The organism is Microcoleus sp. w2-18bC1, from assembly GCF_036700365.1.
Taxonomy (GTDB): domain Bacteria; phylum Cyanobacteriota; class Cyanobacteriia; order Cyanobacteriales; family Microcoleaceae; genus Microcoleus.
Genome location: NZ_JAUBOS010000016.1, coordinates 1 through 23,298, shown reverse-complemented (window position 1 = coordinate 23,298; position 23,298 = coordinate 1). Strand labels below are relative to the sequence as shown.

General features: G+C 43.8%; 21 protein-coding genes and 1 pseudogene. 10 read left to right on the top strand and 12 right to left on the bottom strand.

The genetic code is table 11. The annotated features are described in order from the left end of the window. Positions 1-13: 13 nt before the first annotated feature. The 5 genes from QT979_RS11780 to QT979_RS11760 form a co-directional block, all read right to left on the bottom strand. On the bottom strand, positions 14-2,371 hold the full coding sequence (locus tag QT979_RS11780; RefSeq protein ID WP_333310060.1) for a polysaccharide biosynthesis tyrosine autokinase: 2,358 nt from the start codon (positions 2,369-2,371) through the stop codon (positions 14-16). A 1,041-nt stretch (positions 2,372-3,412) separates the two neighbouring features. Next, positions 3,413-4,843 carry an MFS transporter gene (locus QT979_RS11775; RefSeq protein WP_333310057.1) on the bottom strand — a complete coding sequence of 477 codons (1,431 nt, stop codon included), beginning with the start codon at positions 4,841-4,843 and terminating at the stop codon, positions 3,413-3,415. A 189-nt stretch (positions 4,844-5,032) separates the two neighbouring features. After that, the gene (locus tag QT979_RS11770; RefSeq protein WP_333212286.1) at positions 5,033-5,590 is read right to left on the bottom strand and encodes a Uma2 family endonuclease; all 558 of its coding nucleotides are present in this window, start codon (positions 5,588-5,590) and stop codon (positions 5,033-5,035) included. A gap of 62 nt (positions 5,591-5,652) precedes the next feature. Then, positions 5,653-6,204 (bottom strand): hypothetical protein, encoded by a 552-nt coding sequence (locus QT979_RS11765; RefSeq protein WP_333310054.1) that lies wholly within the window; start codon positions 6,202-6,204, stop codon positions 5,653-5,655. A gap of 108 nt (positions 6,205-6,312) precedes the next feature. After that, positions 6,313-6,990 (bottom strand): ATP-dependent Zn protease, encoded by a 678-nt coding sequence (locus QT979_RS11760; RefSeq protein WP_333212283.1) that lies wholly within the window; start codon positions 6,988-6,990, stop codon positions 6,313-6,315. A 57-nt stretch (positions 6,991-7,047) separates the two neighbouring features. Between QT979_RS11760 and QT979_RS11755 the strand changes: the two genes are divergently transcribed. The 4 genes from QT979_RS11755 to rpsN all read left to right on the top strand — a co-directional run bounded on the left by QT979_RS11755 (position 7,048) and on the right by rpsN (position 9,789). Next, positions 7,048-7,209: a hypothetical protein gene (locus tag QT979_RS11755; protein WP_333105714.1), complete on the top strand. Its 162-nt coding sequence runs from the start codon at positions 7,048-7,050 to the stop codon at positions 7,207-7,209. 35 nt (positions 7,210-7,244) lie between these two features. Continuing rightward, entirely contained in the window at positions 7,245-8,339 is a 1,095-nt protein-coding gene (rseP, locus tag QT979_RS11750) for an RIP metalloprotease RseP (RefSeq protein WP_333310051.1), read from the top strand. A 224-nt stretch (positions 8,340-8,563) separates the two neighbouring features. Then, entirely contained in the window at positions 8,564-9,226 is a 663-nt protein-coding gene (gene nth, locus QT979_RS11745) for an endonuclease III (protein WP_333212280.1), read from the top strand. A gap of 260 nt (positions 9,227-9,486) precedes the next feature. Further along, on the top strand, positions 9,487-9,789 hold the full coding sequence (rpsN, locus tag QT979_RS11740; RefSeq protein WP_006633844.1) for a 30S ribosomal protein S14: 303 nt from the start codon (positions 9,487-9,489) through the stop codon (positions 9,787-9,789). A gap of 171 nt (positions 9,790-9,960) precedes the next feature. Here rpsN and QT979_RS11735 read toward each other — a convergent pair whose 3' ends face one another. Continuing rightward, on the bottom strand, positions 9,961-10,290 hold the full coding sequence (locus QT979_RS11735) for a hypothetical protein (RefSeq protein ID WP_190740107.1): 330 nt from the start codon (positions 10,288-10,290) through the stop codon (positions 9,961-9,963). A 46-nt stretch (positions 10,291-10,336) separates the two neighbouring features. On the opposite strand from QT979_RS11735, the gene aat reads away from it, so the two are divergent. The 3 genes and pseudogenes from aat (at position 10,337) to leuS (ending at position 14,583) form a co-directional block, all read left to right on the top strand. Continuing rightward, a complete protein-coding gene (aat, locus tag QT979_RS11730; protein ID WP_006633846.1) occupies positions 10,337-10,933 on the top strand; it encodes a leucyl/phenylalanyl-tRNA--protein transferase in 597 nt (198 codons plus the stop codon). A 100-nt stretch (positions 10,934-11,033) separates the two neighbouring features. Then, positions 11,034-11,726 (top strand): annotated as a pseudogene (locus QT979_RS11725) (Uma2 family endonuclease). Between the two features lie 301 nt (positions 11,727-12,027). Next, positions 12,028-14,583, top strand: coding sequence for a leucine--tRNA ligase (leuS, locus tag QT979_RS11720; RefSeq protein WP_333310047.1), 2,556 nt, complete (start codon positions 12,028-12,030; stop codon positions 14,581-14,583). An 82-nt stretch (positions 14,584-14,665) separates the two neighbouring features. On the opposite strand, the gene QT979_RS11715 is transcribed toward leuS, so the two are convergent. Continuing rightward, positions 14,666-15,469: a helix-turn-helix domain-containing protein gene (locus QT979_RS11715; RefSeq protein ID WP_333310044.1), complete on the bottom strand. Its 804-nt coding sequence runs from the start codon at positions 15,467-15,469 to the stop codon at positions 14,666-14,668. Between the two features lie 171 nt (positions 15,470-15,640). On the opposite strand from QT979_RS11715, the gene QT979_RS11710 reads away from it, so the two are divergent. Beyond that, on the top strand, positions 15,641-16,645 hold the full coding sequence (locus QT979_RS11710) for a site-specific DNA-methyltransferase (protein WP_333310042.1): 1,005 nt from the start codon (positions 15,641-15,643) through the stop codon (positions 16,643-16,645). Between the two features lie 101 nt (positions 16,646-16,746). Here QT979_RS11710 and QT979_RS11705 read toward each other — a convergent pair whose 3' ends face one another. Then, entirely contained in the window at positions 16,747-17,556 is an 810-nt protein-coding gene (locus tag QT979_RS11705; RefSeq protein WP_333310040.1) for an SAM-dependent chlorinase/fluorinase, read from the bottom strand. 18 nt (positions 17,557-17,574) lie between these two features. Here QT979_RS11705 and QT979_RS11700 point away from each other — a divergent pair, with 18 nt between their 5' ends. Continuing rightward, the gene (locus QT979_RS11700) at positions 17,575-18,423 is read left to right on the top strand and encodes a DUF3598 family protein (protein ID WP_333212274.1); all 849 of its coding nucleotides are present in this window, start codon (positions 17,575-17,577) and stop codon (positions 18,421-18,423) included. Positions 18,424-18,568: 145 nt separating this feature from the next. Here the strand turns inward: QT979_RS11700 and QT979_RS11695 are convergent, their stop codons facing one another. From QT979_RS11695 to QT979_RS11685, 3 genes are all read right to left on the bottom strand, one after another. Further along, positions 18,569-19,246: a GIY-YIG nuclease family protein gene (locus tag QT979_RS11695; RefSeq protein ID WP_333212272.1), complete on the bottom strand. Its 678-nt coding sequence runs from the start codon at positions 19,244-19,246 to the stop codon at positions 18,569-18,571. A gap of 140 nt (positions 19,247-19,386) precedes the next feature. Continuing rightward, positions 19,387-20,250 carry an aldo/keto reductase gene (locus QT979_RS11690; RefSeq protein ID WP_333212270.1) on the bottom strand — a complete coding sequence of 288 codons (864 nt, stop codon included), beginning with the start codon at positions 20,248-20,250 and terminating at the stop codon, positions 19,387-19,389. 222 nt (positions 20,251-20,472) lie between these two features. Continuing rightward, complete coding sequence (locus QT979_RS11685) at positions 20,473-21,267, bottom strand: ABC transporter permease (RefSeq protein WP_445304778.1); 795 nt, start codon at positions 21,265-21,267, stop codon at positions 20,473-20,475. A gap of 447 nt (positions 21,268-21,714) precedes the next feature. Here QT979_RS11685 and QT979_RS11680 point away from each other — a divergent pair, with 447 nt between their 5' ends. Continuing rightward, the gene (locus tag QT979_RS11680) at positions 21,715-22,788 is read left to right on the top strand and encodes a radical SAM protein (RefSeq protein ID WP_333212268.1); all 1,074 of its coding nucleotides are present in this window, start codon (positions 21,715-21,717) and stop codon (positions 22,786-22,788) included. A gap of 68 nt (positions 22,789-22,856) precedes the next feature. Here the strand turns inward: QT979_RS11680 and QT979_RS11675 are convergent, their stop codons facing one another. Continuing rightward, a complete protein-coding gene (locus QT979_RS11675; protein WP_333212266.1) occupies positions 22,857-23,018 on the bottom strand; it encodes a hypothetical protein in 162 nt (53 codons plus the stop codon). Between the last annotated feature and the right edge of the window lie 280 nt (positions 23,019-23,298).

The following is a 23,298-nucleotide window of genomic DNA, read 5'->3' as shown; positions in this document are numbered from 1 at the left end:
TCTTTGTTGGGTGTCACTCTTTTTTAGGAGCTAGTTTTTGAATACGAGACGGTGCTGGCGTCAAATTCAAATATTCATTTTTATCTTCAACAACTGATGATCTCGATGCTGGATACTTCTTGCGTTTAGGGGCATGATTCGCAACTGTGCCCAAGCATGGTATGCCAAAATTTTCTAATTGACTGAAAACTTTTTTGACTACAGAAAAGGGAACCTGCTGAATTGCTACAACCATCAGTATGCCATCGGTGCGCGCCGCTAAAAAATTCGTATCTTTACTGTCAACGAGCGGCGGCGTATCGTAGATAACTAAGTCAAATTTTGCCTGAAGTTCTTCCATTAAATACTGCATCTGAGATGATGCCAGCCGTCTGGCAGTACCAGGATTCGGGAGACCTGCAGTTAATACAAAAAGATTATCTGCTAGATGCGATCGTTGGATAATTTCATTGGGTTCGTTTTTATGGTCGAGCAAGTTGCTCAATCCCTTGACATTAGGCAGTTCCAACAGCAAGTGCAGGCTGGGGGAATGCAAATTAGCGTCTACTAACAGCACTCGCTGACCCGCCAGCGCTGCCACGTGAGCTAAGTTTAAAGCAACGGTAGATTTGCCTTCGCCAACTGTAGCCGAACCAATTGCCACAGAGCTAATCGTTCGATTTGAAGAAAGAAAGCGGATATTAGTATAAAGAGAGTCAAAAGCTTCTATAAATTCTGCAGCAATTTTCTTATTACCCTCTTTTCCTTCAATATAAGCATAGGCATTAGCAATAGAAGGCGGCAATTTTCTAGCATTTTTGTCCAGAGGAATTGCTCCCAATAAAGGCGCATCAACCGCATCTTTAACGTCATCAGCACAGTAGAAAATATTGCGGAACTTTTCAATGAGGATAGCAGCTCCCAGACCCAAAACTAGCGCTCCAATAACTGCCATCATTAATTTATTTTTAGCTTTCGATGGAACTGGTATCAGGTTGCCCTTCTCATCTCGCGGTATCCGTGGTTCAGAAATTATTTCCCAAGGTACTTGGCTTTGAGCTGCTTGGACGCGCAGAGTTTCCCGCTGGCTTAAAAGTTGATCGCGGGTGCGGGCGGCTACTTCTAATTGCTGTTGCAGTTCGTTGTAGCGGCGGGCTATGGTGGGGAATTCTGTTGCTTGCCTGTTTAAATTGTTTTTAGTTTGAGTGATTGCCTGAAGGCGAGCTTCTAAGACTTCAACTTGGTTAGCAGTATCAACCAATTGTTTAATCAAGCCTATGCGAATAGAATTTTGAAAATTTTGAACTTTAGAATTAGCTTGGGTGCCGACTAAATTTTGCCCCAAAATTCGATCAGTTTGCTGGTTGAGCAAAGCTACTAAATTTGCCCGCTTGCGCTCTAAAGCTTCCACTATAGGGTTAGCAGATTTAAAACGAGCTGTTTCTACAGCAATCTGACCTTCTACTTCCTTAACCTTGGTCAGCAACTCTTTATATTGAGGCTCTTCGCTTAAAGCTGAAGCGGCAATAGCTTCATTTGGTGTAAAATCTAATTGTTTTTGCAAGTTAGCGTACAGCGTTTTCTGTTCTTGCAGTAGCCTTTGAGTTTCTAACTCTAAAGTTTCTACGGTACGAACTTGCTGGATTAATTGCGCGCCTTGTTCTTGAGGATTGGTAATCTTTTGCTTCTCCTGTATCACCTGTAACTCCGATTTCAGGCTGTTTACGCGCTTATTGAGTCCCGGAAGCTGGTCTTCAATAAATTTTACACCTTCACCAATGCGAGTCTTGCGTTCATCAAGACTGTACTTTAAATATTTCTTTTTAGTTTCTTGTAAAACGAACTCAACTAAATTAGTATCATTCTCCATGAAGCGAACTTCCAAAATTTTAGTCAGCGTCCTCTCATCTTCTCCTATCCGCAAAACGATTAATTCTTTTTCAAGAATTTTTTCGGTTACTTTTGGATATCGTTTTTGGACTTGTTTAACAATAGCCGACAGCATCTGAGGACTCTTGAGAATTTCAAGTTGAGTTGCGTAGTCCAAACTAAAAAAATCTCGATTAGGCACCGCCCCCCCCTCGCCGCGATTGGCTAGGGCAGAGGGATCAGCAATTCTGGCCTCCGTTGTCACGGGTTCCACTAGCATCCGAAAATCGCCTTGATATGTTTTCTTGCCTCCCTTGATCTGATAAACAGCTCCAGCGCCAACTAGACTTATAATCCCAATAATGATTAGGGCTTGTCGCTGAAAAGTCCTCAACAACGGCTTTACATTCAATCCTTTCTGAGGCTGCGCGCTTAAATCTTCTCCCTCGTCAACGGAAAATTGCTGCACCTGTCGGCTCTGGTTGCTAATGGGTACGATATGAGCGTCCTGTTCTCTTTCCATGTTGACCTCTTGGATATTTTGTGGGTAAAATCAGCTTTCTTCTGCGAGCCTTCGGGTTGATACTTTGAGCATTGGCTTAAGGATATCACACGAAATTATTGGTTGGTTGAGCCCACTTCCTTCTAATAGTTCTCACTACTTTCACATAGTATACAAAAATAACTAAATCCCTATGCTAGGTCGGCAGTAAAAGTTCTTTTACAACTGCTGGAGAGTTATATCAGACTGCATTTGGCTCTGCTGCGTTGTGCTTGTATTTCGGGTTTCCGGGCGACGAAGCAAACTTTTTCAGGTGTCGCTCAGCTTCCCGACAGGGGGTTCCATAACTTTACCAAACTTTTACAATTGACCGTAACACCTCAGCCGCTGCTTGCGCTGGTATTGATTTGTCCTCTATGTCATTTTTCGGTTCAGAGTCAACGGCAGAAGCACTTATTAACTTATGCGCTAACTGATCGGCTAAAAGATTTTGCATTTCCCATGTCGATATAATTAGCCACAGTCAGCAGATTTTTTGGAACGGCAACTAATCCAATCAATTTCCGAGAAAAATCTGTTTCTTCTTTTAATTATAAACTTTTTGAGGAGTTGGATGACTTATTAAGTGTATATACTTAGTTAACCGTGGTAATTATATCACCACCTCATCTCTATAGTGCGCGACAGACATAAAATTTAATAAGTTGTGTTCTCAAGCTCGATCGACATCTCGAACAACTCCAGCCTTCGGGGTTTTTCTACCGGGGCGGAGGGCGCGGCGCGGTTTATGTATTTTCCTAAAAAAGCTAGGTTTCTGGGTTCCGGGGCTATTACTAAAACTATCGCTTTTATTCGCCCTCCGAGCAAGCTATAGCAATCCTTTCGGTAAACGCGCAACGGGCTTTTTGGGAAATTAACCAATGCCATAAGAAGATGACACATTGTTAAAGAAAAAAAAGAGTTCGCACAGGGTGGGAGGATTGCTATTGATCTTGATCAGATTAGCTATCGGTAGTTGTTGTTTTTTGATTTGACTAATTACCAACAACTCCTTATTAGCGCTTACTGATTTTGTGCTTTTCTTTCTCGCAGTTTCAACAATATTTCTGCATGAACTTCGCGGGTTATAGGATAAAAATAGGTAAGAATCATGCCAGCAATTAAAGCAATTGTCGGCAGCGGCCCGATCGCAACTCGAATCGCAAACAGTGCAGACTCTGGCTGTACGGGTGCAGGCTGTCCCGGAACTGTAGATAAAAATCCAGCTCCTTCTAATGCTTGGCCTACCAACCACAAACCCCCTGCCAATCCGATTTTTTGCAGCAGTACCATAAACGAATAGAAAACGCCTTCGCGTCTTTCTCCTGTTTGCAGTTCGTCGAGTTCGATCACATCCGGTATCATCGACCAAGGTATGAGATAAGCCGTGGAAACTCCGACACCTGCCATGACTGCTAATACGTACATTTGCAATACTTGTCCTGGTTGCAGGAAAAACAGTCCAGCTTGGGCAATAATCCACAAACTCATGCCCATAAAATATACGGCTTTTTTGCCGTATCTCTCGCTGACTTTACTCCAAACAAATAGCATGATTAATGCAGTGCCTTGAACTGCGATCGCAACCAAGCTAAAAACATACTGTGGCTGTTGCATCCAGTTAACAACAAAGTAGGGAATAATAGTAGCAGTTAATTGCACTCCCAGCCAAGAAAAAAGATAAATTCCAATGACGTACAAAAAAGGGCGATTGCTAAATGCAATCTGCAACTGTTCTTTCAGTGGCAAGGATGTAGAATTATCTAGATCTGCGTTTTCTAATAGTTGGGCTGCGACGTGCTTGCGAGTTCCCAAAACGCACCAGTACAAAGGCAAGACAGAGATAACTGCACAGATTGAACCTAATACTAAATATTGTTGATTCGGGTCCTTTTCAAATACACGAAAGATAATTAGAGCTAAGATTAATGAAAAGATGCTGCCGCCAATGGAGAAAGCAAATCGAAAACTATTAAGGCTAGTGCGTTCGTTGTAGTCTTGAGTAAGTTCTGGAGTGAGGGCAGTGTAGGGAAGATTGACAGCCGTGTAGGCGGTGTTGAACAAAATGCTGATCGCAACATAGTACCAAAATAACACTGTGTGATCCGTGCTAGGTACAATCCACTGCAATAAGAAGAATATGCCGAAGGGAATGCCACCATATATTATCCAAGGATATCGGCGGCCCCAAGGATGAGAAGTGCGATCGCTCAAAACCCCCACAATCGGGTCATTTATGGCATCCCAAACCTTGCCAACTACTAAAATATTACTGGCTAAGCCAGCAGGTAAACCAGCGACATTGGTAAAGAAAACTAGGAGGTAAAATGCCAAAACATTAGCGGTAATTGCCGGGCCGAGGTCGCCGGCACCGTAAGCTAATTTTGTTGATAAACTGAGTTTTTGTCTTGCAGGATTGTTGGCGGCTGGTTGAGGCGGGGAAGTGTTGCTCATAAACTTTGATTTTGGGATTTTTTGGCTGTCATAGTCTTTCCAGTAGGAGTATAGCTCATGCTACGCCTTAATACTAAGTTTTTTGTAGCGATCGGGACGAGCCTGAAAATTTATATTGATAGGTTAGTGGGGGCGGGTTTACCAGATTATTTGTCTGAAGCAATTATTTTTGGTAAAACCTGCCGCTACTTAAGGAAACAGTTGCGAAATCTGAACTTCTATTTCTGGAAAAGCCAGCATTGACAAAACATCATCTTCATTAAATACTGTTTCTTGTCCGTAGTTTGCCTCGCCCGGTTCGCGAAAAACATAAACTTGCCGCGTATTAACATCCAGTATCCAATAATCAGTAATTCCCGCCTTAGCATAAGCCGGTGTTTTCCGCCTGCGGTCTGTTTCTAAAGTCGTGTCAGCTATTTCTATTAATAAGAAAATATTGTCGGGTGCGGGATGAAAATCTTGGTAAAGCCGAGGGTCGATTTGCACTACAGCAATATCCGGTTCTGGTTCTGAATTATAACTTAGAGTAACCGGGTCTTGGATGCGAATTAAAGCAAGTCCTGCCAGCAGATTTCTGAGATAGTCGGCTGCACAGAGATTAGTTGCTGCGTGGGGAGGATTTTTTGCACTTATTGAAATAATTTGCCCGTCAATTAATTCGACTCGTTCATCGGGATTGAGAATGCCAGTTTCCGTCATGCGGCGGTATTCCTCTACAGTCCACAAGCGTACATCTGTTACAGTCATGGCACAATTTCCTTTGGGGATATTATCTATTATCGATTAACATTCTAGTTTTTCTGAAATTGCTAGGTCAGCACTCTAGATTTAGCTGTAATTGCTCCCACACACCACAAAATGGCATTGACAATTTCCGATCGCTGAATATCTTCTGCATCTAAAAAACTTGCAAACTCTTCCTCAATATTCAAATGGTCGGCAAAATCATAAAGTATGCGCTTGTATTCCGTTGGCATCGGTATTAAAGTAGCTTTCACTAAATCGAAAAGCGCGTTCAAACAGTTGAGGATAGTAGCTGACTCGTCAAAATCTTCGGCATCGAGCAAGTATAGCGTTTCTGCAATGTCGCAAATAGCGTCTATTTGTGTGGGTGGCTTTCCCAGTTCGCTGACATCGATATTGCACAATTGGAGAGCGTTAATCGCTAGTTCTGGACGGGTAAAAAATACAAGTTGACCGCCGGCTACTAAGGGCGGCTCTTGTTCTCCATAGACAATTAGAGTATATAGATTTGGTATTTCGGTGCCGGGGTCGATCCGAAAACCGAACAGCCACAACAATTTTTCTGTATTTGGGTTCGCTGTTTGCAGTGTTGTTGGGAAAATATTTGGTTCTGACATGAATTTTTAATCCCTATAATACGCTGTTAAACTCGGTTTTTATGCAAAAAAATATCTATAATCTAGATAGAAACCGGGTTTATTAGGCAAGATTCCGTAATCTTTTTCCTATAAATTTTGCTGAATTATGTCGCAGCATTCGGCAACAGTGGCTCTTTTTTTCATTGCTGCTACTAGGGCTTCGTAAGCTGAGTGGTGGCTTTCGATCAGGTTTTTTGCTCGCAGCGAACCCCAGTTTTGTTTTAGTTGAATTTCGGAAATGGGACGGCGCAGTTGTGTTAAAATTGCGCTAATTTTTGTGCGGTCTTCTGCTCCTCCTTGTGCGCTGCCGTAAACAAATTTTTCTGCGACTATTCCGGCCATCCACACGGTGCAGTATTGGTCTAAAAGTTGGGAGGAAAGAGTGCCGTTTTGCAGTTGAGATGCTAATTGTTCGTCTTCAAATCGGACGCCGCCTTGGGCTGTTTGACCTTGTTTAAATGCTTCCCAAGCGTTGAGGGCGTAGCTGGTTACGGGAATTCCCAACAGGTGGGCGACTAGGAAGTGTCCGGCTTCGTGGTGAAGGATACGATCGCGCTTTTGTTTGGAAGTTCCCCCCAGCCAATCTAATAAAATAGTACCGCCTTGACCTTGCCACTGGAAACTGTCAAGGGTTGCTAGCCCCAACAGGCAAAAAGTGGCGATCGCAGGTACGGCTTCTGGCAAGTTGAATAGGGGACCCAACAATATTGAAACGGTGATGGCAAAGATAGAAATAGCGATAATATTCAAAGAAGTGTCTTTCATAATTGGGAATGGGTAACTGGGAATTGGTAATGGGTAATTTGTAATAGGGAATTGGTAATGGGAATTGGTTTTAGAGGTAAACTCAGGTACGATCGCGCGATCGGTTTGGCAGCGTCGGGTCGATCGCAGCAGCCGGGACTTCCGACAAAAACACCACCTTCCAGTTTGACTGAAAATTGCCCCTCCGAAGCCACCGATATTAAAAAGATATTAAAATAAATCAAAGTCCAATAAAAGTGTTAGTGGAATCCTTCATGTCAGTTTTGGCAGCGATCGCAGTTTTAGGTATCTTGATTGTCGTTCACGAACTCGGCCACTTCTTGGCGGCGAGACTTCAACACATCCACGTCAACCGCTTCTCTATCGGTTTCGGGCCCATCCTCTGGAAGTACCAAGGCCCGGAAACTGAATACGCCCTCCGCGCCTTTCCCCTGGGAGGTTTCGTGGGTTTCCCGGATGACGATCCAGACAGTACAATTCCCCCAAATGACCCGAATTTGCTCAAAAATCGCCCCGTGCTCGATCGGGCGATCGTCATTAGTGCAGGGGTAATTGCCAACTTAATTTTTGCTTATTTTCTGCTGGTGGTGCAATTGAGCACTGTCGGCGCTGCAGAAATGAACTACCTACCGGGAGTTAAAGTCCCGGAAGTCGCCGCAGAAGTCAGTTCGGCGGCGAAACAAGCCGGAATTCGATCGGGCGACGTTGTTCTGTCTCTTGACGGCAAGGAATTGGGCGCTTCCCGCGAAGCAGTCAAATTATTGGTCACAGCAATTCAAGATCATCCCAACCAACCCCTAGCGTTGGAAATTCAGCGCCAAGAACAAAAATTTGTGGTGACAGTAACTCCTGAAGAGTCGCCCGACGGCAAAGGTCGCATTGGTGTGCAGCTAACTTCTAACGGCACTGTGGTGCGGCAGAGGGCCGGATTTGTAGAGGCGTTTAGCAAGGCCGCCAAAGAATTTGAGCGGATTGTGGTGCTGACGGTTCAAGGTTTCGGGCAGTTACTTAGCAATTTCAGCCAGACTGCCGACAAGTTGTCCGGGCCTGTGGCGATTGTGGCGATTGGTGCAGGGATTGCCAAATCGGATGCTGCGAGTTTGTTTCAATATGCGGTGTTAATTAGCGTCAATTTGGCTGTGATTAATATCTTGCCTTTACCTGCTTTGGACGGCGGTCAGCTAGCTTTTCTGTTAATAGAAGGACTGCGGGGCAAGCCTCTGCCGAACCGCATTCAGGAAAATGTCATGCAGACTGGTTTGGTGTTGTTGCTGGGTTTGGGAGTGTTCTTGATTATTCGCGATACTGCTAATTTGGCTGGGTTTGATTTGCGAAATTTCATGCAATAGTAAATGAAGGAAGGAAGAAGGAAGAAGGAAGAAGGAAGAAGGAAGAAGGAAGAATTATGTCTAGTTTTCCTTTTTCCGATTTTCCTATTTTTCCCTCTCTTTTTTTCCTACGCAAGCGAGGCAGAGCCTCTGGTTATGGGTTCCCCGGTTGTGCATGGGAACCAGTTAAAAACAAATAACAAATGACTACTGATTACTGACTAATGACTAATGACTACTGACTAATGACTAAAAAGTTAAGTTTGAAACAACGATCGCTCGAAATTCTGATTCGCCTCAAACGCCTCTATCCCGAAGCTCCTTGCACTCTCAACTACGAAACTCCCGTGCAGTTACTGGTGGCGACGATTCTCTCTGCTCAGTGTACGGACGATCGAGTAAATTTGGTAACGCCGGCTTTGTTTGAGCGTTTTCCCGATGCGGTAGCTTTGGGAAATGCTGATTTAGAAGAATTGGAACGTCTGGTGCGATCGACGGGTTTCTACCGGAATAAGTCTAAAAATATTAAAGGTGCTTGTCAGGCGATCGTCAATAAATTTAACAATCAAGTGCCGCAGCGGATGGAACTGCTGTTAGAATTGCCCGGAGTTGCCCGCAAAACGGCTAATGTCGTTCTCGCCCACGCTTTTGGTATTAATATGGGCGTGACCGTAGACACTCACGTCAAACGTTTGACTCAGCGGTTGGGATTGACCGAACATACCGATCCTATAAGAATCGAGCGGGATTTGATGATATTGTTGCCGCAGCCGGATTGGGAAAATTGGTCGATTCGGTTGGTTTATCACGGCAGGGCAGTTTGTAATGCGAGAAATCCGGCTTGCAATATTTGCGAACTTGCAGATTTGTGTCCTTCTGCTAATATTTTGGTGTTGCACCAAGGTTAAGTACAGGCAAGATGCCTGTTCCACAAAAATGTTGAGTTATTCCAGATTTGTACCCTTTTGCTAATAGTTTGGTGTTGCACCAATGTTAAGTACAGGCAAGATGCCTGTTCCACAAAAATGTTGAGTTATTGTGGAACAGGCATCTTGCCTGTTGCTAAAAATCTTGTTAACAAAAGAAATAATTCAAATAAAAGCGATCTGAAATCACCAAAATATAGTACAATAGTAGATTGTGATTAATCTAAGGATATCAACAGATTATGGCTAAGAAGAGCATGGTCGAGCGCGAGAAAAAGCGCCAAAGACTCGTAGACAAGTACGCCGACAAGCGGGAAGACCTGAAAGACCAGTTTGACCAAGCTAACAATCAGATGGACAAAATGGCGATTCACCGCCAACTACAACAGCTACCCCGCAGCAGTTCGCGGACTCGCTTGCGGAACCGCTGCTGGGCAACTGGACGGCCCAGAGGTTACTATCGTGACTTCGGACTGTCTCGCAACATGATGCGAGAAATGGCTCACGAAGGTCTTTTGCCCGGTGTTGTGAAGTCTAGCTGGTAGCACGAAGGAAGAAGGAAGTTCGGCAACGGATTCGCTCGACGGATGTAACGGATGTAACGGATGTCAGGAAGAAGGAAGAAGGAAGAAAAAAACTCACAATTAATCGGCAGGATTAGGTTTGGGGTTGATTTTTGTTTCAGACTTATGAGTTATATTTTCCTCCTTCTTGCTTCACTGGCCGCAGCATTTATCGATGCCGAGACTTTCGAGTAACAAGTCGCTGACGGCGTTGGCGATCGCAAATTCGCCGTAGAAGCTTTTAGAAAAATCATAGGCCTGCATTTCGGTGACGATCGCAATTACGAGGCTGCCCACGTCATTTTCGCCTTCCATGCGCTGGCGGACATAGATTTGGGCAGCTCTTTTAGCTATTTGCTGGTTGGCTGCTTCTGGGATAAACTCGGAGTCTAGCCAAGCCAGCAGCGTTTGTTGCAGCCATTGGCCTTCTTGTTCGGGGTTTTTGGCGGGCGGTAAGGTAATAGGTTCAATGGTTTCAGACATGATTATTCCTAATTGCTAATGTTGACTTTGAAAAGTTAACTGAGAAATGACAACTGATAAATATATGCAATATGATATACCGACAATTATACAAGGATATGCCCAAGGCTACTTCTTGATGGCAAATGACGGCGAGGAAAGTTTGGGGTGGTATTCGAGTCGGCAGCGGGCGCTGATTCCCCTGGATGAAAGATTTACCTATCCGAAATCCCTGCGTCGCCAAATCAATCAAAATCGATTTTCGGTGGCTGTGAACCGCGATTTTGGGGCGGTGGTTGAGGGTTGTGCCGATCGCGAAACGACTTGGATTTCTAAGGAGCTCAAGAAGATTTACTGGGGTTTGTATGAGGCCGGTTGGGCTTACAGCTTCGAGACTTGGTGCGGGGACGAATTGGCGGGTGGTATTTTAGGATTGTCGATCGGCGGTGCGTTTATTGGGGAGTCGATGTTTTACCGAATTCCCGAGGGTTCTAAGGTGGCGATGGTGAAGTTGGTGGAGAGATTGCGCGATCGATCTTATCTGATGTTCGACGCTCAAATGAACAATCCGCACTTGGAAAGATTCGGAGCTTATACTGTTAAGGAAAAACTGTACAACACTCTTTTACAAGCAGCTTTGAAGCGCCGCTGCTCGCTATTTTAAATATTCTGTTAGTAGGAAACTAGCAGTGCCATTTCCGGCGCTGATAGCGGTTTCAAACAATAGTATAATTAAGCTGAGATACTTCTCGGAGACAACCACAATGCAAGTCACAACCGAAGAAATTATTTATCCAGGCAGCGACGGTCAGCCGATGGCAGATAGCACAATTCAATACAAATTAATTGTCACAATCAAATAAGGTTGCGAGTCGCTGTTGAAAGATGACCCAAACGTATTTATAGCAGCCGATTTACTGTGGTATCCGGTTGAAGGTAGAACAGATATTTCTCAAGCGCCCGATGTAATGGTGGTATTTGGGAGGCCAAAGGGCGATCGGCGTTCTTATCTACAATTTCGTGAAGATAATATTCCTCCTCAAGTCGTGTTTGAGATTCGCTCTTTCAGCGACAGCCAAATAAAAATGAACAAAAAATTTTCATTTTACAATCGCTACGGAGTCGAGGAGTATTACCTTTATGATCCCGCAAAAAATGAGTTAACAGGTTGGCAGAGAATTGAAGGAATGTTAGAAGTGATTGAACCGATGGAGGGCTGGATAAGTCCAAGATTGGGAGTGCGGTTTGAGTTAGAATCGGAAGGGTTAGAAATTTATCGACCTGATGGACAAAAGTTTCTTTCCTATTCCGAATTAGATGAACAGCGAGAATTAGAGCGACGGCGTGCGGAACAAGAATTTCTGCGCGCCGAACAAGAATTTCTGCGTGCAGAAAGACAATTTCTGCGCGCAGAAGAATCCTCGCAGCGTGCCGAACAAGAAGCTCAAAAAGCCTAACGTTTAGCCGCCAAACTGCGCGAATTGAACATCGATCCAGATAGCATCTAAGCTCGAACCAGGAGAATAAACCCGGTTTGTCAAAGAAATCTGGTTTCTGGGGATTGCAGTTATTTACTTTTTTCAGGGCGAACGGGGATATTTGGTCGATCGCCCCCCAGTTAAAATTACATATACTACAATATATAATACATAGATTTGAGCCAAAATCCTTGGAGCTCAGAAAAATCAGAATCGAGGCCCCTTGAATGTGTAAAAATACTGAAGCAAACATTACTAAACCCTGCACGGAGCAATTGTTGTGGATTCCAGATATAACCCCCAATCCATAGAAGAAAAATGGCAGCAGACATGGGCTGAGCAAAACTTAGACCAGATGCCAGAAGATACGCAAAAGCCTAAATTTTATGCCTTATCCATGTTCCCCTACCCGTCGGGAAACTTGCACATGGGCCACGTCCGCAACTACACAATCATTGATGTAATTGCCAGACTCAAGCGAATGCAAGGTTATCGGGTATTGAATCCGATGGGATGGGACGCTTTTGGTTTGCCCGCAGAAAATGCTGCCATCGAGCGAGGAATTCCTCCTGCACAATGGACTTATCAAAACATCGCCCAAATGAAAGGCTTATTTCGCCGCCTGGGTATTTCTTTCGACTGGACAAAAGAAGTTACAACTTGTTCTCCCGATTATTATCGGTGGACTCAATGGATTTTCTTGCAATTTTTAGAAGCCGGATTAGCTTATCAAAAAGAAGCCGCTGTTAATTGGGACCCCATAGACCAAACAGTCTTAGCAAACGAACAAGTAGATAACGAAGGTCGTTCCTGGCGTTCCGGTGCCAAAGTCGAGCGCAAATTATTGCGGCAGTGGTTCCTCAAAATTACCGATTACGCCGAACAGTTATTAAACGACTTAGACAAATTGCCAGATTGGCCAGAAAGAGTCAAATTAATGCAAGCCAACTGGATCGGCAAATCAGTCGGCGCTTACTTAGAATTTCCCATTGTCGGAATGGATGAAAAAATCGCCGTTTTCACCACACGTCCCGATACAGTTTACGGCGTCAGTTACCTTGTTTTAGCGCCGGAACATCCACTAACTCAGCGCGTGACAACTGCAGACAGAAAAGCCGCCGTAGAAACCTTCATCAAAGAAGTCGCCGCTCAAAGCGAGATCGATCGCACAGCCGAAGACAAACCAAAGCGCGGCATCCCCACAGGCGGCAAAGCAATCAATCCTTTCAGCGGCGAAGAAATTCCCATTTGGATTGCCGATTATGTGCTGTACGAATACGGCACCGGCGCAGTTATGGGAGTACCCGCCCACGACACGCGAGATTTCAAATTTGCCAATCAATATCAACTGCCAATTAAAGTAGTAATTGTAGATGATGATGAAGTTCCGCTGACCGAAGCTTACACAGAACCAGGAATTATGATTAATTCCGAAAGCTTCAACGGCATGGATTCAATTAAAGGCAAAGCAGCGATTATTCACCATGCCGAAAATGCAGGTTATGGCAAAGCCCGAATCCAATACCGCTTGAGAGATTGGTTAATTTCTAGACAGCGTTATTGGGGCGCTCCGATTCCCGTAATTCACTGTCCCACCTGCGGAACAGTCCCCGTCCCCGCATCGGATTTGCCCGTTTTGTTGCCGGAGAATGTACAATTTACGGGCAAAGGTTCGCCCTTGGCAAAGATGGAAGAATGGGTAAACGTTCCTTGTCCGAGTTGCGGCACTGCGGCGAAGCGGGAAACAGACACGATGGATACTTTTATAGATTCTTCGTGGTATTTCTTGCGCTATCCCGATGCTCAAAATCAAGAGCAAGTCTTCGACAGTACGAAAACTAATGATTGGATGCCCGTAGACCAATATGTCGGCGGCATCGAACACGCCATCTTGCACTTACTGTATTCGCGGTTCTTTACCAAGGTTTTGCGCGATCGGGGTTTGATTAATTGTGACGAACCATTTAAACGCCTGTTAACTCAAGGCATGGTGCAAGCAATGGCCTATAAAAATCCTGTTACTGGCAAATACGTTCCCCCAGCAGATATAGACCCCGCAAATCCCAGAGATCCTCAAACTGGCGAAGCTTTGGAAGTCTTCTACGAGAAGATGTCTAAATCAAAATACAATGGCGTTGACCCCTTGGAAGTTATGAGCAAATATGGGGTAGATACGGCGCGGATGTTTATTTTATTCAAAGCGCCGCCAGAGAAGGATTTGGAGTGGGACGACGCTGATGTGGAAGGGCAATTTCGCTTTTTAAATCGCGTTTGGCGCGTGGTGACAGAGTTTGGTTCACCCCCCCCAGCCCCCCCTTGCCAAGGGGGGGAGAAAGAGGTGTTAAGTAAATCTGAGAAGGATTTGCGGCGGGCAATTCACACTGCCATTAAGGAAGTGAGCGAAGATTTGGAGGGTGATTATCAGTTCAATACTGCTGTTTCTGAAATGATGAAACTCAGCAATGCTTTGAATGATGCTAAATGTAAAGATTCGCCAATTTATGCAGAAGGAATTAACACTTTGATTCGCTTGTTAGCGCCTTTTGCGCCGCATATTGCTGATGAATTGTGGCATAATACTGGTAACAGTGAATCGGTGCATACGCAAACTTGGCCGAGTGTCGATCCATCTGCATTAATTACCGATGAAATTACGCTGGTAATTCAAGTTATGGGCAAGACTCGCGGCACAATTCAAGTGCCTTCTGGTGCTGATAAAGCTGCGTTGGAAAAGTTTGCTCGCGAGTCGGAATTGGCTAAGCGTCACCTTGAAGGTAAGGAGATTAAAAAGGTAATTGTGGTGCCGGGAAAGTTGGTTAATTTCGTGGTAGCTTGAGTGTAAAAGTCGCTACCTGTAGGCAACGTATCGTTTCTACACAAACACAACCTAATCCCCTTTAAACACTATCGGGCAACTATTATTTACTGTAAGAGTAGACAAGTTGCCCTTTTTTTACTAACTTTAAGGGAATTTTAGGATTGTTGAGCGGCTCGTTTCTTAGCCTCACCTTTTCTTCCCATTCTTTAAACTTAGGTTCCAGCATTTCAGGTGTAAGTTTATAAATCTCTTTGAGAGTTATGCCTTCATACAGTCCAATATACCAAGCTTCTACTCTGCGATACTTGTCAAGTATAATTTCATTCAAATGATGGTGAGTAGTGACCCCACCGCTTCTATTGAGAGCAATATTTATTGTTTTAAGTTCGTATTCTTTTCCTTCAGCATCAATAGCATCGTTTCCTTCACGTCCCGGCGATATCCGCAACCCTAAAAGGATTAATAACTGTAAGGTCTTTCCCCCGTTATCTTGAAAAATATCCGCAATACCATATTCACTAGCCAGATTTTGCAATTCTTGGATGCTTTTCATAGCATTTTCTAGCCGTTTAGCATCTGAAATGCGTTCTGCTTCCGTGGTAACAGCCTCTTCAACAGGCTCTACAACTGACGGAGAAACTGGTTCAGCTATTAGGGTGCTAATGAGAGCTGTACTCTCGCCGCTTTGGCTAAAACTGATTAAATAAGTAGCGGGTACATCAAGCGCTTCAGCTAGAGCGAAAATAACTTCAAAGGATGGCGATCTTTCACCGCGTTCCAATAAGCTGATATAGTCAGTAGTCTTGTCTATGAGTTCTGCTAACTCGTCCTGTGTCATCCTTTTTTCTCTGCGTAACTGACTTACCTTGGCCGCAAATTGTTGTCTGGCTGCTTTGTAATTCATACCCCTCCCAATTCATAAAAACGAACTGAAAGTTCGCTTTTTGAATGGTACGAAGAATTTTTTGATAAAACAACGTACTGAAAGTACGGATTTAGTAGAACTAAGAGTACGGATTTTGATATAATGACAGTAGGCTGTGTCTGTTGTACCTTAAACTAATCTAAATTAAGCATGAGTAACATTTTGCCCACCCCAATTTACACCACCCAATACGGTCAATCTTATTTGGGAGATTCTCTTCATCTCCTGAATAGTCTGGCTAGCAATTCTGTAGATTTGTTGATTACGTCCCCTCCTTTTGCATTGCAACGCCAAAAGAGTTATGGAAATGAAGATCAAGATTTATATGTTGATTGGCTGCTGGGCTTTGCTCCGGAAATTAAAAGAGTTCTTAAGGATACTGGAAGTTTTGTTATAGACCTTGGAGGTGCTTATCAAAAAGGAATACCTGTACGGTCGCTGTATAATTACCGCGTCCTTATTAGGTTATGCGACGAGTATGGATTTAAACTTGCTCAAGAGTTTTTCTGGTTTAATCCTTCCAAACTTCCTTCTCCTATAGAGTGGGTGAATAAAAAGAAAATCCGGGCTAAAGATTCAGTGAATACTGTTTGGTGGCTTTCCAAAACTAATCAGCCTCAAGCGAATATTACTAAAGTCAAAGTAGAGTATTCTGAGAGAATGAAAAAACTTTTAAAAAATGCTGATGAATTTTACACCCCCAAAGAACGTCCTTCCGGTCACAATATTAGCGATCGATTTGCCAAAGATAACGGAGGTGCTATTCCATCTAATTTGCTAGAAATTTCTAATTCGGAAAGTAATTCTCAATACTTGCGTTGGTGCAAAGAGTTTAATGTTAAGGCGCATCCGGCACGTTTTCCCCAAAAATTACCGTCATTTTTTATAAATTTTCTTACTGAAGCGGGAGACTTGGTAGTAGATATTTTCTCGGGTTCTAATACTACGGGTTATGCAGCAGAACAATTATCAAGAAACTGGATAAGCTTTGAAAAAGAAAAACAATATGTTGCTGCATCAATATTTAGATTTTTGCCTCAAGAATCTTTTGGTGAAGCGAATACAATATACAACGAATTGTTAACTGAGGAAGCATCAGGAGTGATTTTACCTCAAAATAGGCTCCTTTTTGAAGTTAATAATTATTGTTGTTAATTTGGCTAAATAGTCAAATTCTTATTCAGATATTAAACAGTATATTGAAATCGCTTCTACACGAACCAATTTCCAGCAGAGAGGGACTGAAAAAGATGGTTTTAATTGTTTGTTTCAAAAAGCAATTGCACGATCGCTCCGCATTCCAATTTTAATACTGATTGAGCGCTGCCGCCATTAACGGCAATCTCTACCCAACCGTCAGAACCAGTTATGGCAATCAAATCTCCCTGTTCGCTGTCGCTGTAGGTTTTACCGCTGGGGATGCGAATTGCATCAGAACTATTGCTAATTGTTACTGACCAATTATTACCTATAATGCAATTATTGGGGATATTAGTAATTAGATTACCAAAGCGATCGACATATTGGATGCTGCCTTCTAAACCTGTGGCTGTAACCGCACAATTTGGTATCTCTAACTGTACTAAACTTGCAGGGTCGAGATTTTCCCCCAACTCTTCCAACGCCACCCCATTCGCCAAGTGAGCGCCCGCAGCAGCGAAAATATCGCGACCGTGGAAAGTGCTGCTGGGTTGAGGCGATCGCCAGTATTGAGAATTCGTGAGTTCGACAGAGGCGATCGCACTTTCCCGACTCAACACCCCGCTAAACAACCCGTTATCCGGCCCGACAAGAAAGCAATTAGCACATTTAATCGCCACCGGGCGCCTCTTGCTTCCCACCCCCGGATCGACGACAGCAACGTGTACGGTTTCCGGCGGAAAATAAGCAAAAGCAGTCATCAAACAAAACCTCGCCGCCGCAATATTTTGAGATGGTATTTGGTGCGTAATGTCAATGACTTTTAACTGCGGGTTAATTTGGGCGATCGCACCTTTCATCACTCCCACATAAACATCGCTTAATCCAAAATCCGTCAGCAGAGTTATAATTCTATTTTTAGACATATATCCAAAAGTAAAAATATGGTATCACAATGGGAAAACTTTCTGCAAAACTTGGGAGAATGGCACGGTTCTTTTACCCAGTTATCGCCACGAGGAGAGGTACTTCAAGATACTCCTAGCATTATTTCTCTCGAAGGTTTCAATGACAACAAAACAGTGCGATTGAAACTCCGTCGTTTTTCCCCAAATCCTAGCGGTGTCGGCGAACCGGAAGTGAGCGAACTTGTTCGAGAATATCAAAGTTTGGGACGAGATATCCTGTTTTTTGAGAATGGAGCTTTTTGTCAGGGAACTATTCAACTAGCGCCTTATTCTGAGTGCGGTGCCGAGTTTGGTTTTATCTACAATTATCGCCGATTGCGCTTCCCTCTGACATACAATACCGACGGCAATTTATCCAAACTTACCTTAATTCGGGAAAAACAGCCGGATAAAAATGTCCCCGAACGTCCGCCTTTAACTGTTGAAGATTTGCTCGGAGAGTGGCAGGGCGAGGCCGTGACAATGTATCCAGATTCGCGTTCTCCTGACTTTTATTCTACCAATTTACAATTGCATTTGGAAAGTAGCGATCGCCTAGTGCAGAAAATTACTTTTGGCAGTAATGCTACTGTTATCAGTTCTAGCGCCAGCATTGACGGTTCTGTATTAAATTTTAACAAAGGTGCTATGCCCGTGCAAGTTGTGCTGCTTCCTGACGGTGGTTCTTGCACTTTACCTGTCAAGATTGAATCCAGAAAACCTATATTTTTCGAGGCTGGTTGGTTGGTAGAACCTGACTTGCGGTTTCGGATGATTCGCAGTTACAACGATCGGGGTGAATGGGTAAGTTTGACTTTAGTTACTGAACGAAAAGTTAGTCATTAATTCCGAGCAGTTGTTGAGGATTAAGATTGAGTATTTTGCCCAGACAAGATGCCCGCCCCACCATAAAATTGATATATTGTGGAACGGGCATCTTGCCCGTTCTAACAATAGTACAAGATATCAGCACTACAAACATTTTTCCAATTTAGGAACCGGATTTTGTTTCCTGTGTTTGGGATTGAATCACCGCACTCCAGTCATCATTGTTAACAGCAGCTTCCAAATCCTTAGCCTGTTCGCCATCACTTTTGGCGGCTGTTTCTAACTCTTTGGTAAGAGTGGAATCTGCCATTGCTTTGCGTAATTTTAGCTTTTTTTCTTCATAAGCTTTTTGTTCCTCAGCAGACATAGCAGCGCGCGCAGCTTGACCTACCGTAGCCGCCCACATTTCGCTTTCAGCACCGTTTCCAGGCGGAATGCTGCCAATTTCTGCTATCCAAGCATCCCGCAAACTTTCCATTTCTTCCCGCTTTGGGAATTTGAAAGTTTGCACACGCAGAAAAGCGCAATTTTCAACGCCATTTTGGGCAATGTGACCGTTGATCGAAAGCAGGATATTTCGCGAATAACCTATAAACTGAGTGTTGCGGGAAGTGTCCATTACAGCGTAAACGCCGGCGACTTTCGCGTTAGTTGCCAAATCGCGCCATGTATCGATCGACATTACTTGCGTGCCGTCATTTTCTAATTCAGAAATAGTCGCTGCTGCGCTGTGTTCTGAGTCGGAACTGTATAAAAAGTTGTGCAGTCCTTCATGGGCGACAGGTACGTTTTGATGTTCAATTGCTACGTCTCGATCGGCATTCACTTGATTAGCTTCCATAAAACCCAATTCCTCAAAAAATGTCAACTTTACTCATTAAATCCCGCTTTCAGGGGCGGGCAAGATGCCCACCCCACAATAAAGTTCTCTTTGTGGAACAGGCATCTCGCCTGTTCTATTGTTTTTTTGCCCTTATCTACTTAACTTACGGCAATTTGTTGCAATTCCTCGTCAGTCAATTTAACTTCGAGCGCCTGCACAGAGTCCTCAATACTCGATACTTTGGTCGCACCGGGAATCGGAACGACGCAGGGCGATTGAGCCATCAACCAAGCTAATACTATACAATAAACTGAAACGTTTTTTTCTGCAGCTAATTTGGCGATCGCGGGCATATCTTGCAAGCTTGTGGCGCGACGGCTTCCTCCTAAAGGACTCCAAGGAAAAAATGTCAGTTTTTCGGTTTCGCAATATTCCAGTACGCCGTCTGATTCTGGCTGTCTGTGCCACGGATTATATTGATTCTGAACAGAGACAATTTCTACTGTATCGCGGGCGCGTTTGATCTGCTCTACAGAAAAGTTGGAAACTCCAATAAACCGAATCATTCCTGCTTCTACGGCTTCTTTTGCGGGTGCTAGGGCTGCTTCGATGGTATAAGCGGGATCGGGCGAGTGATATTGCCAAAGGTCGATCGGTTCCTTGCCGCCTAATGCTTCAAAACTTTCCCGAATTGTCTTGCGTAAATGATGGGGATTGCCGTTGCGCGTCCACGCACCTTGAGGCCGCATTAAGCCACCTTTAGTGGCCACTGTAACGGCCCTAACATCTCCGCTATACTGTTCCAAAGCTTTGGCAATCAGGTGTTCGTTGTGGTGTTTGTCGGATTGATCTTGGCAGTAGGAATCTGCGGTGTCAATTAGGGTGACACCCAAATCGAGGGCGCGGTGAATTACCGCAATTGATTGCGATTCTGGCGGCCGGCCGCTTAAGGACATTGGCATACCTCCAAGACCGATCGCGCTGATAGTAAAATTACTGTTACCCAGTTTTTTTCTTTTCATTGGTTTGCCTGCGTTTGCGTGGTTTATTTCCAGTTTACATTTCCAGGATAGGTTGAAATATTACATTTATTTAACTATCTAAGTAAATAGAGTAAAATATTTTTTAGATAAGCTGTTTTGCCTTGAAAATGTAGATTTCACTTTCCTATTCCCGTGTCAAATTCTCTCCCTCTCAAACCTAATAAACAATCTAGATGTGCAGCAGTTTACCTACCTACTTAACTAGCTGGAAGCGCTGGTGTAAAAGCGGAGGGCAAATTGCCAGAAGTAGCGGGAGAAAAATAACAGCCCGATCGCCAATATTCCCGCCCCTGCGATCCAAACGATCTCACCTCTCCCCAGCATGGCTTCTGCAGGCACCGTCGTCAAGAAGGCAACGGGAACTACGAAAGTGAAGAAAAATCGATAAGCTGCAGGATAAGCTGCCATGGGAAATCTACCCGCTTCTAACAATCCTTCGAGAACTTCGGTAACATTGTAAATTTTGACAAACCAAATGCTGGTTGCCCCTAACATAAACCATATACTGTAAAGAGTAATAGTTCCGAATAACAGCGGTATTGCTGTTAAAAAATAGTTGCCGATTGCTACTCCCAATTTGTTAGCAGCATACAGCAGCAATACTGTTCCCAAGATTAAATCTGGGATTCCCCAAGGCGAAACTGTGTTTGCAGATAGCCAGAATTGGGAACTGATGGGTTTGAGGAGTACGAAATCGAGAGTACCTTGCTGGACTCGATCGACAATACGGCTGAGATTAGGTGCGAGAAACGTTGACGAAAACCCCTGCAAAATGGTGAAAATACCGAGTACAACTAAGGCTTCTTCCCATTTCCACCCAGAAAACGTGTAACCGGTACGGTAGAACAAAAATAGCCCAAACAAGCTGCCCGCAAGATTTCCGAGGCTGCTGATGGCCGCGAGGACAAAGTTGATTCGGTATTCTAGTTCGGCTGCGATCGCCGCACCCCAGAACAATTTCAGTACGTGCAAATATCGTCCCATGTTTGTCGCCATTTTTTGCCGTGTAAATACTTAAATTCCCATATTGTAAAGCTTGTGTGAAGTTAACTGCTGTAATGGCTGCTCATTTCACTATAACAATAAATTATTGATACTGTTTGCGTAAGTAATTTTACTGAGGGCTGATATTAAGTTATTTAACACAATTTAAACAAAAACTAAAATTATTAAATTAAGTCAATCTTAAACCCCTATATTTTGGCAATTATTAAGCATCGTTCATGTTTGGAGACAAAAATCTGCTTAATTAATTGGAAATACTAATATGTTACAAGTTTTAATATTATAAATATTTGACAAACATCTAGCCATACCCAAACTAAACACTTAGGATGGGGCATACGTACTCAAAAGGAATACGCAATCAAAAATACGTAATCATACGTACAAAAGAGGGAGCGAGAAATTGACTTAAGTAACAACACGTAAGGAAAAAAAGACATGGATGCTTTAACATTATCGAGACTGGGCGTCAAGCACACCAAGAGTGCAGTGGCCGAATCGCTGCGGATCAATACAGGATACGACGTGACAAGCCCAGTCACTTTTTACGGGATTGTCAACGAGCGCTGCAATGTAAAATGCCGGCAGTGCGAGTATTGGCGGCTCAAAGAATATAAAGACGAAATGACGATCGAAGAATGGCAAAATGCCCTCTTGAGCGTCAAAGAATTTGTGGGCGAATTTTCAATCAACTTTAGTGGCGGCGAACCTTATATTAAAAAAGGTTTTCTAGACTTACTTGCCTTTGCGAATAAAAATGGCATTCACGCCGGCGTCACCACCAACGGCTATTGCATGACCAGGGAAAACGCAGCCAAAACTGTCGCTGCTCGTCCTTTTAATGTGAATATGTCAGTTGACGGGCCGAATGCAGAACTGCACGATTATTTGCGGGGTCAACCGGGGTTGTTCGATCGGCTTTCTAAAGGAATCGGTTATCTGCGCGAAGAACAAGAAAAACAGAACGTCCTGTTTCCGATCAACGTCAAACCGACAATGAACCGACTCAATTTCCGCCACCTCCCGGAAATAGTCACCTGGGCTCAGGGAATTGGGGCGACGACGGTGAACTTCCAACCAGTCAACCGCTGGACACCAGAAACATACGAGGAATTGTGGATTGAAAAAGAAGACATGGAGGAATTTGCACAAGTAATCGAGCAGCTAATTGAAATGAAGAACAACGGTGCTCCGATTATGAACAGCGATGAAGTGTTGCGATTGATGATTCCTCACTTTGCCGAAGAAACAGCTCCTGATTCAACTCGTCCTTGTCGCGTTGGACTCCGCAATTACTGGATTGATACGCGCGGCGATGTGAAATTGTGCGATGAGTTCCCGGTAATTGGTAATGTGAAAAATGCCAGCGCCCGCGAGATTTGGTACGGAGAAAAAGCTCAGGAAGTCCGTCGCGATACTTTGAATTGCGGCAAGCTTTGTCTGATTACTTGTGTCTCGCAAAAGACGATTTTGGATAAGGTGAAAATGGGGGTGAAATTATTAAAAAATTGAGGTTTAATCTGTGTTAGTATTGCTTGGGTTTATGGTGACCGGGTTTGAGCAGAAACCCGGTTTTTTGTTTATTTGTCTTCGTTCTTCCTGCCGATTTCCATTTGTTCTTGAGTGCTATATTTCTGCTCTTGTTCCTTTTGTTTGTATAATTCTAGTTGTTCGCGATCGCGCTGACGTTCCCTCTCTTCTTCCGGTTCAATTCCACCTGTTCGATTTCCAACATCCCGCAAATTGTGGATGTTGTCTGCTGGAACAAATCTTGAGTAGCAATCAGGTAGCTTAAGAATTTTTCAACTTGGCTTTTATATTTGCGCGATCACAAACTCAGGAACTTCAGCAAAAACACCAGTTGCCACCTTCAATGGAAAAACTTTTGATTTTAGGATTACTTTCGATATAATAATTTTTCGCATTAATATCAACAATATTGCTGTAAGTAGGTCGGCGCAAAAAAACCGAACTATGTTAAGATAAGTAAACAAAGAGAATATATCTACTGAGGTAACTAAA

What these genes read in the sequence shown, in the direction of transcription:
- QT979_RS11780 (WP_333310060.1), bottom strand. Translation starts at nt 2,371, where the DNA reads ATGGAAAGAGAACAGGACGCTCATATCGTACCCATTAGCAACCAGAGC.
- QT979_RS11775 (WP_333310057.1), bottom strand. Translation starts at nt 4,843, where the DNA reads ATGAGCAACACTTCCCCGCCTCAACCAGCCGCCAACAATCCTGCAAGA.
- QT979_RS11770 (WP_333212286.1), bottom strand. Translation starts at nt 5,590, where the DNA reads ATGACTGTAACAGATGTACGCTTGTGGACTGTAGAGGAATACCGCCGC.
- QT979_RS11765 (WP_333310054.1), bottom strand. Translation starts at nt 6,204, where the DNA reads ATGTCAGAACCAAATATTTTCCCAACAACACTGCAAACAGCGAACCCA.
- QT979_RS11760 (WP_333212283.1), bottom strand. Translation starts at nt 6,990, where the DNA reads ATGAAAGACACTTCTTTGAATATTATCGCTATTTCTATCTTTGCCATC.
- QT979_RS11755 (WP_333105714.1), top strand. Translation starts at nt 7,048, where the DNA reads ATGGGAATTGGTTTTAGAGGTAAACTCAGGTACGATCGCGCGATCGGT.
- rseP (WP_333310051.1), top strand. Translation starts at nt 7,245, where the DNA reads ATGTCAGTTTTGGCAGCGATCGCAGTTTTAGGTATCTTGATTGTCGTT.
- nth (WP_333212280.1), top strand. Translation starts at nt 8,564, where the DNA reads ATGACTAAAAAGTTAAGTTTGAAACAACGATCGCTCGAAATTCTGATT.
- rpsN (WP_006633844.1), top strand. Translation starts at nt 9,487, where the DNA reads ATGGCTAAGAAGAGCATGGTCGAGCGCGAGAAAAAGCGCCAAAGACTC.
- QT979_RS11735 (WP_190740107.1), bottom strand. Translation starts at nt 10,290, where the DNA reads ATGTCTGAAACCATTGAACCTATTACCTTACCGCCCGCCAAAAACCCC.
- aat (WP_006633846.1), top strand. Translation starts at nt 10,337, where the DNA reads ATGACAACTGATAAATATATGCAATATGATATACCGACAATTATACAA.
- QT979_RS11715 (WP_333310044.1), bottom strand. Translation starts at nt 15,469, where the DNA reads ATGAATTACAAAGCAGCCAGACAACAATTTGCGGCCAAGGTAAGTCAG.
- QT979_RS11710 (WP_333310042.1), top strand. Translation starts at nt 15,641, where the DNA reads ATGAGTAACATTTTGCCCACCCCAATTTACACCACCCAATACGGTCAA.
- QT979_RS11705 (WP_333310040.1), bottom strand. Translation starts at nt 17,556, where the DNA reads ATGTCTAAAAATAGAATTATAACTCTGCTGACGGATTTTGGATTAAGC.
- QT979_RS11700 (WP_333212274.1), top strand. Translation starts at nt 17,575, where the DNA reads ATGGTATCACAATGGGAAAACTTTCTGCAAAACTTGGGAGAATGGCAC.
- QT979_RS11695 (WP_333212272.1), bottom strand. Translation starts at nt 19,246, where the DNA reads ATGGAAGCTAATCAAGTGAATGCCGATCGAGACGTAGCAATTGAACAT.
- QT979_RS11690 (WP_333212270.1), bottom strand. Translation starts at nt 20,250, where the DNA reads ATGAAAAGAAAAAAACTGGGTAACAGTAATTTTACTATCAGCGCGATC.
- QT979_RS11685 (WP_445304778.1), bottom strand. Translation starts at nt 21,267, where the DNA reads ATGGCGACAAACATGGGACGATATTTGCACGTACTGAAATTGTTCTGG.
- QT979_RS11680 (WP_333212268.1), top strand. Translation starts at nt 21,715, where the DNA reads ATGGATGCTTTAACATTATCGAGACTGGGCGTCAAGCACACCAAGAGT.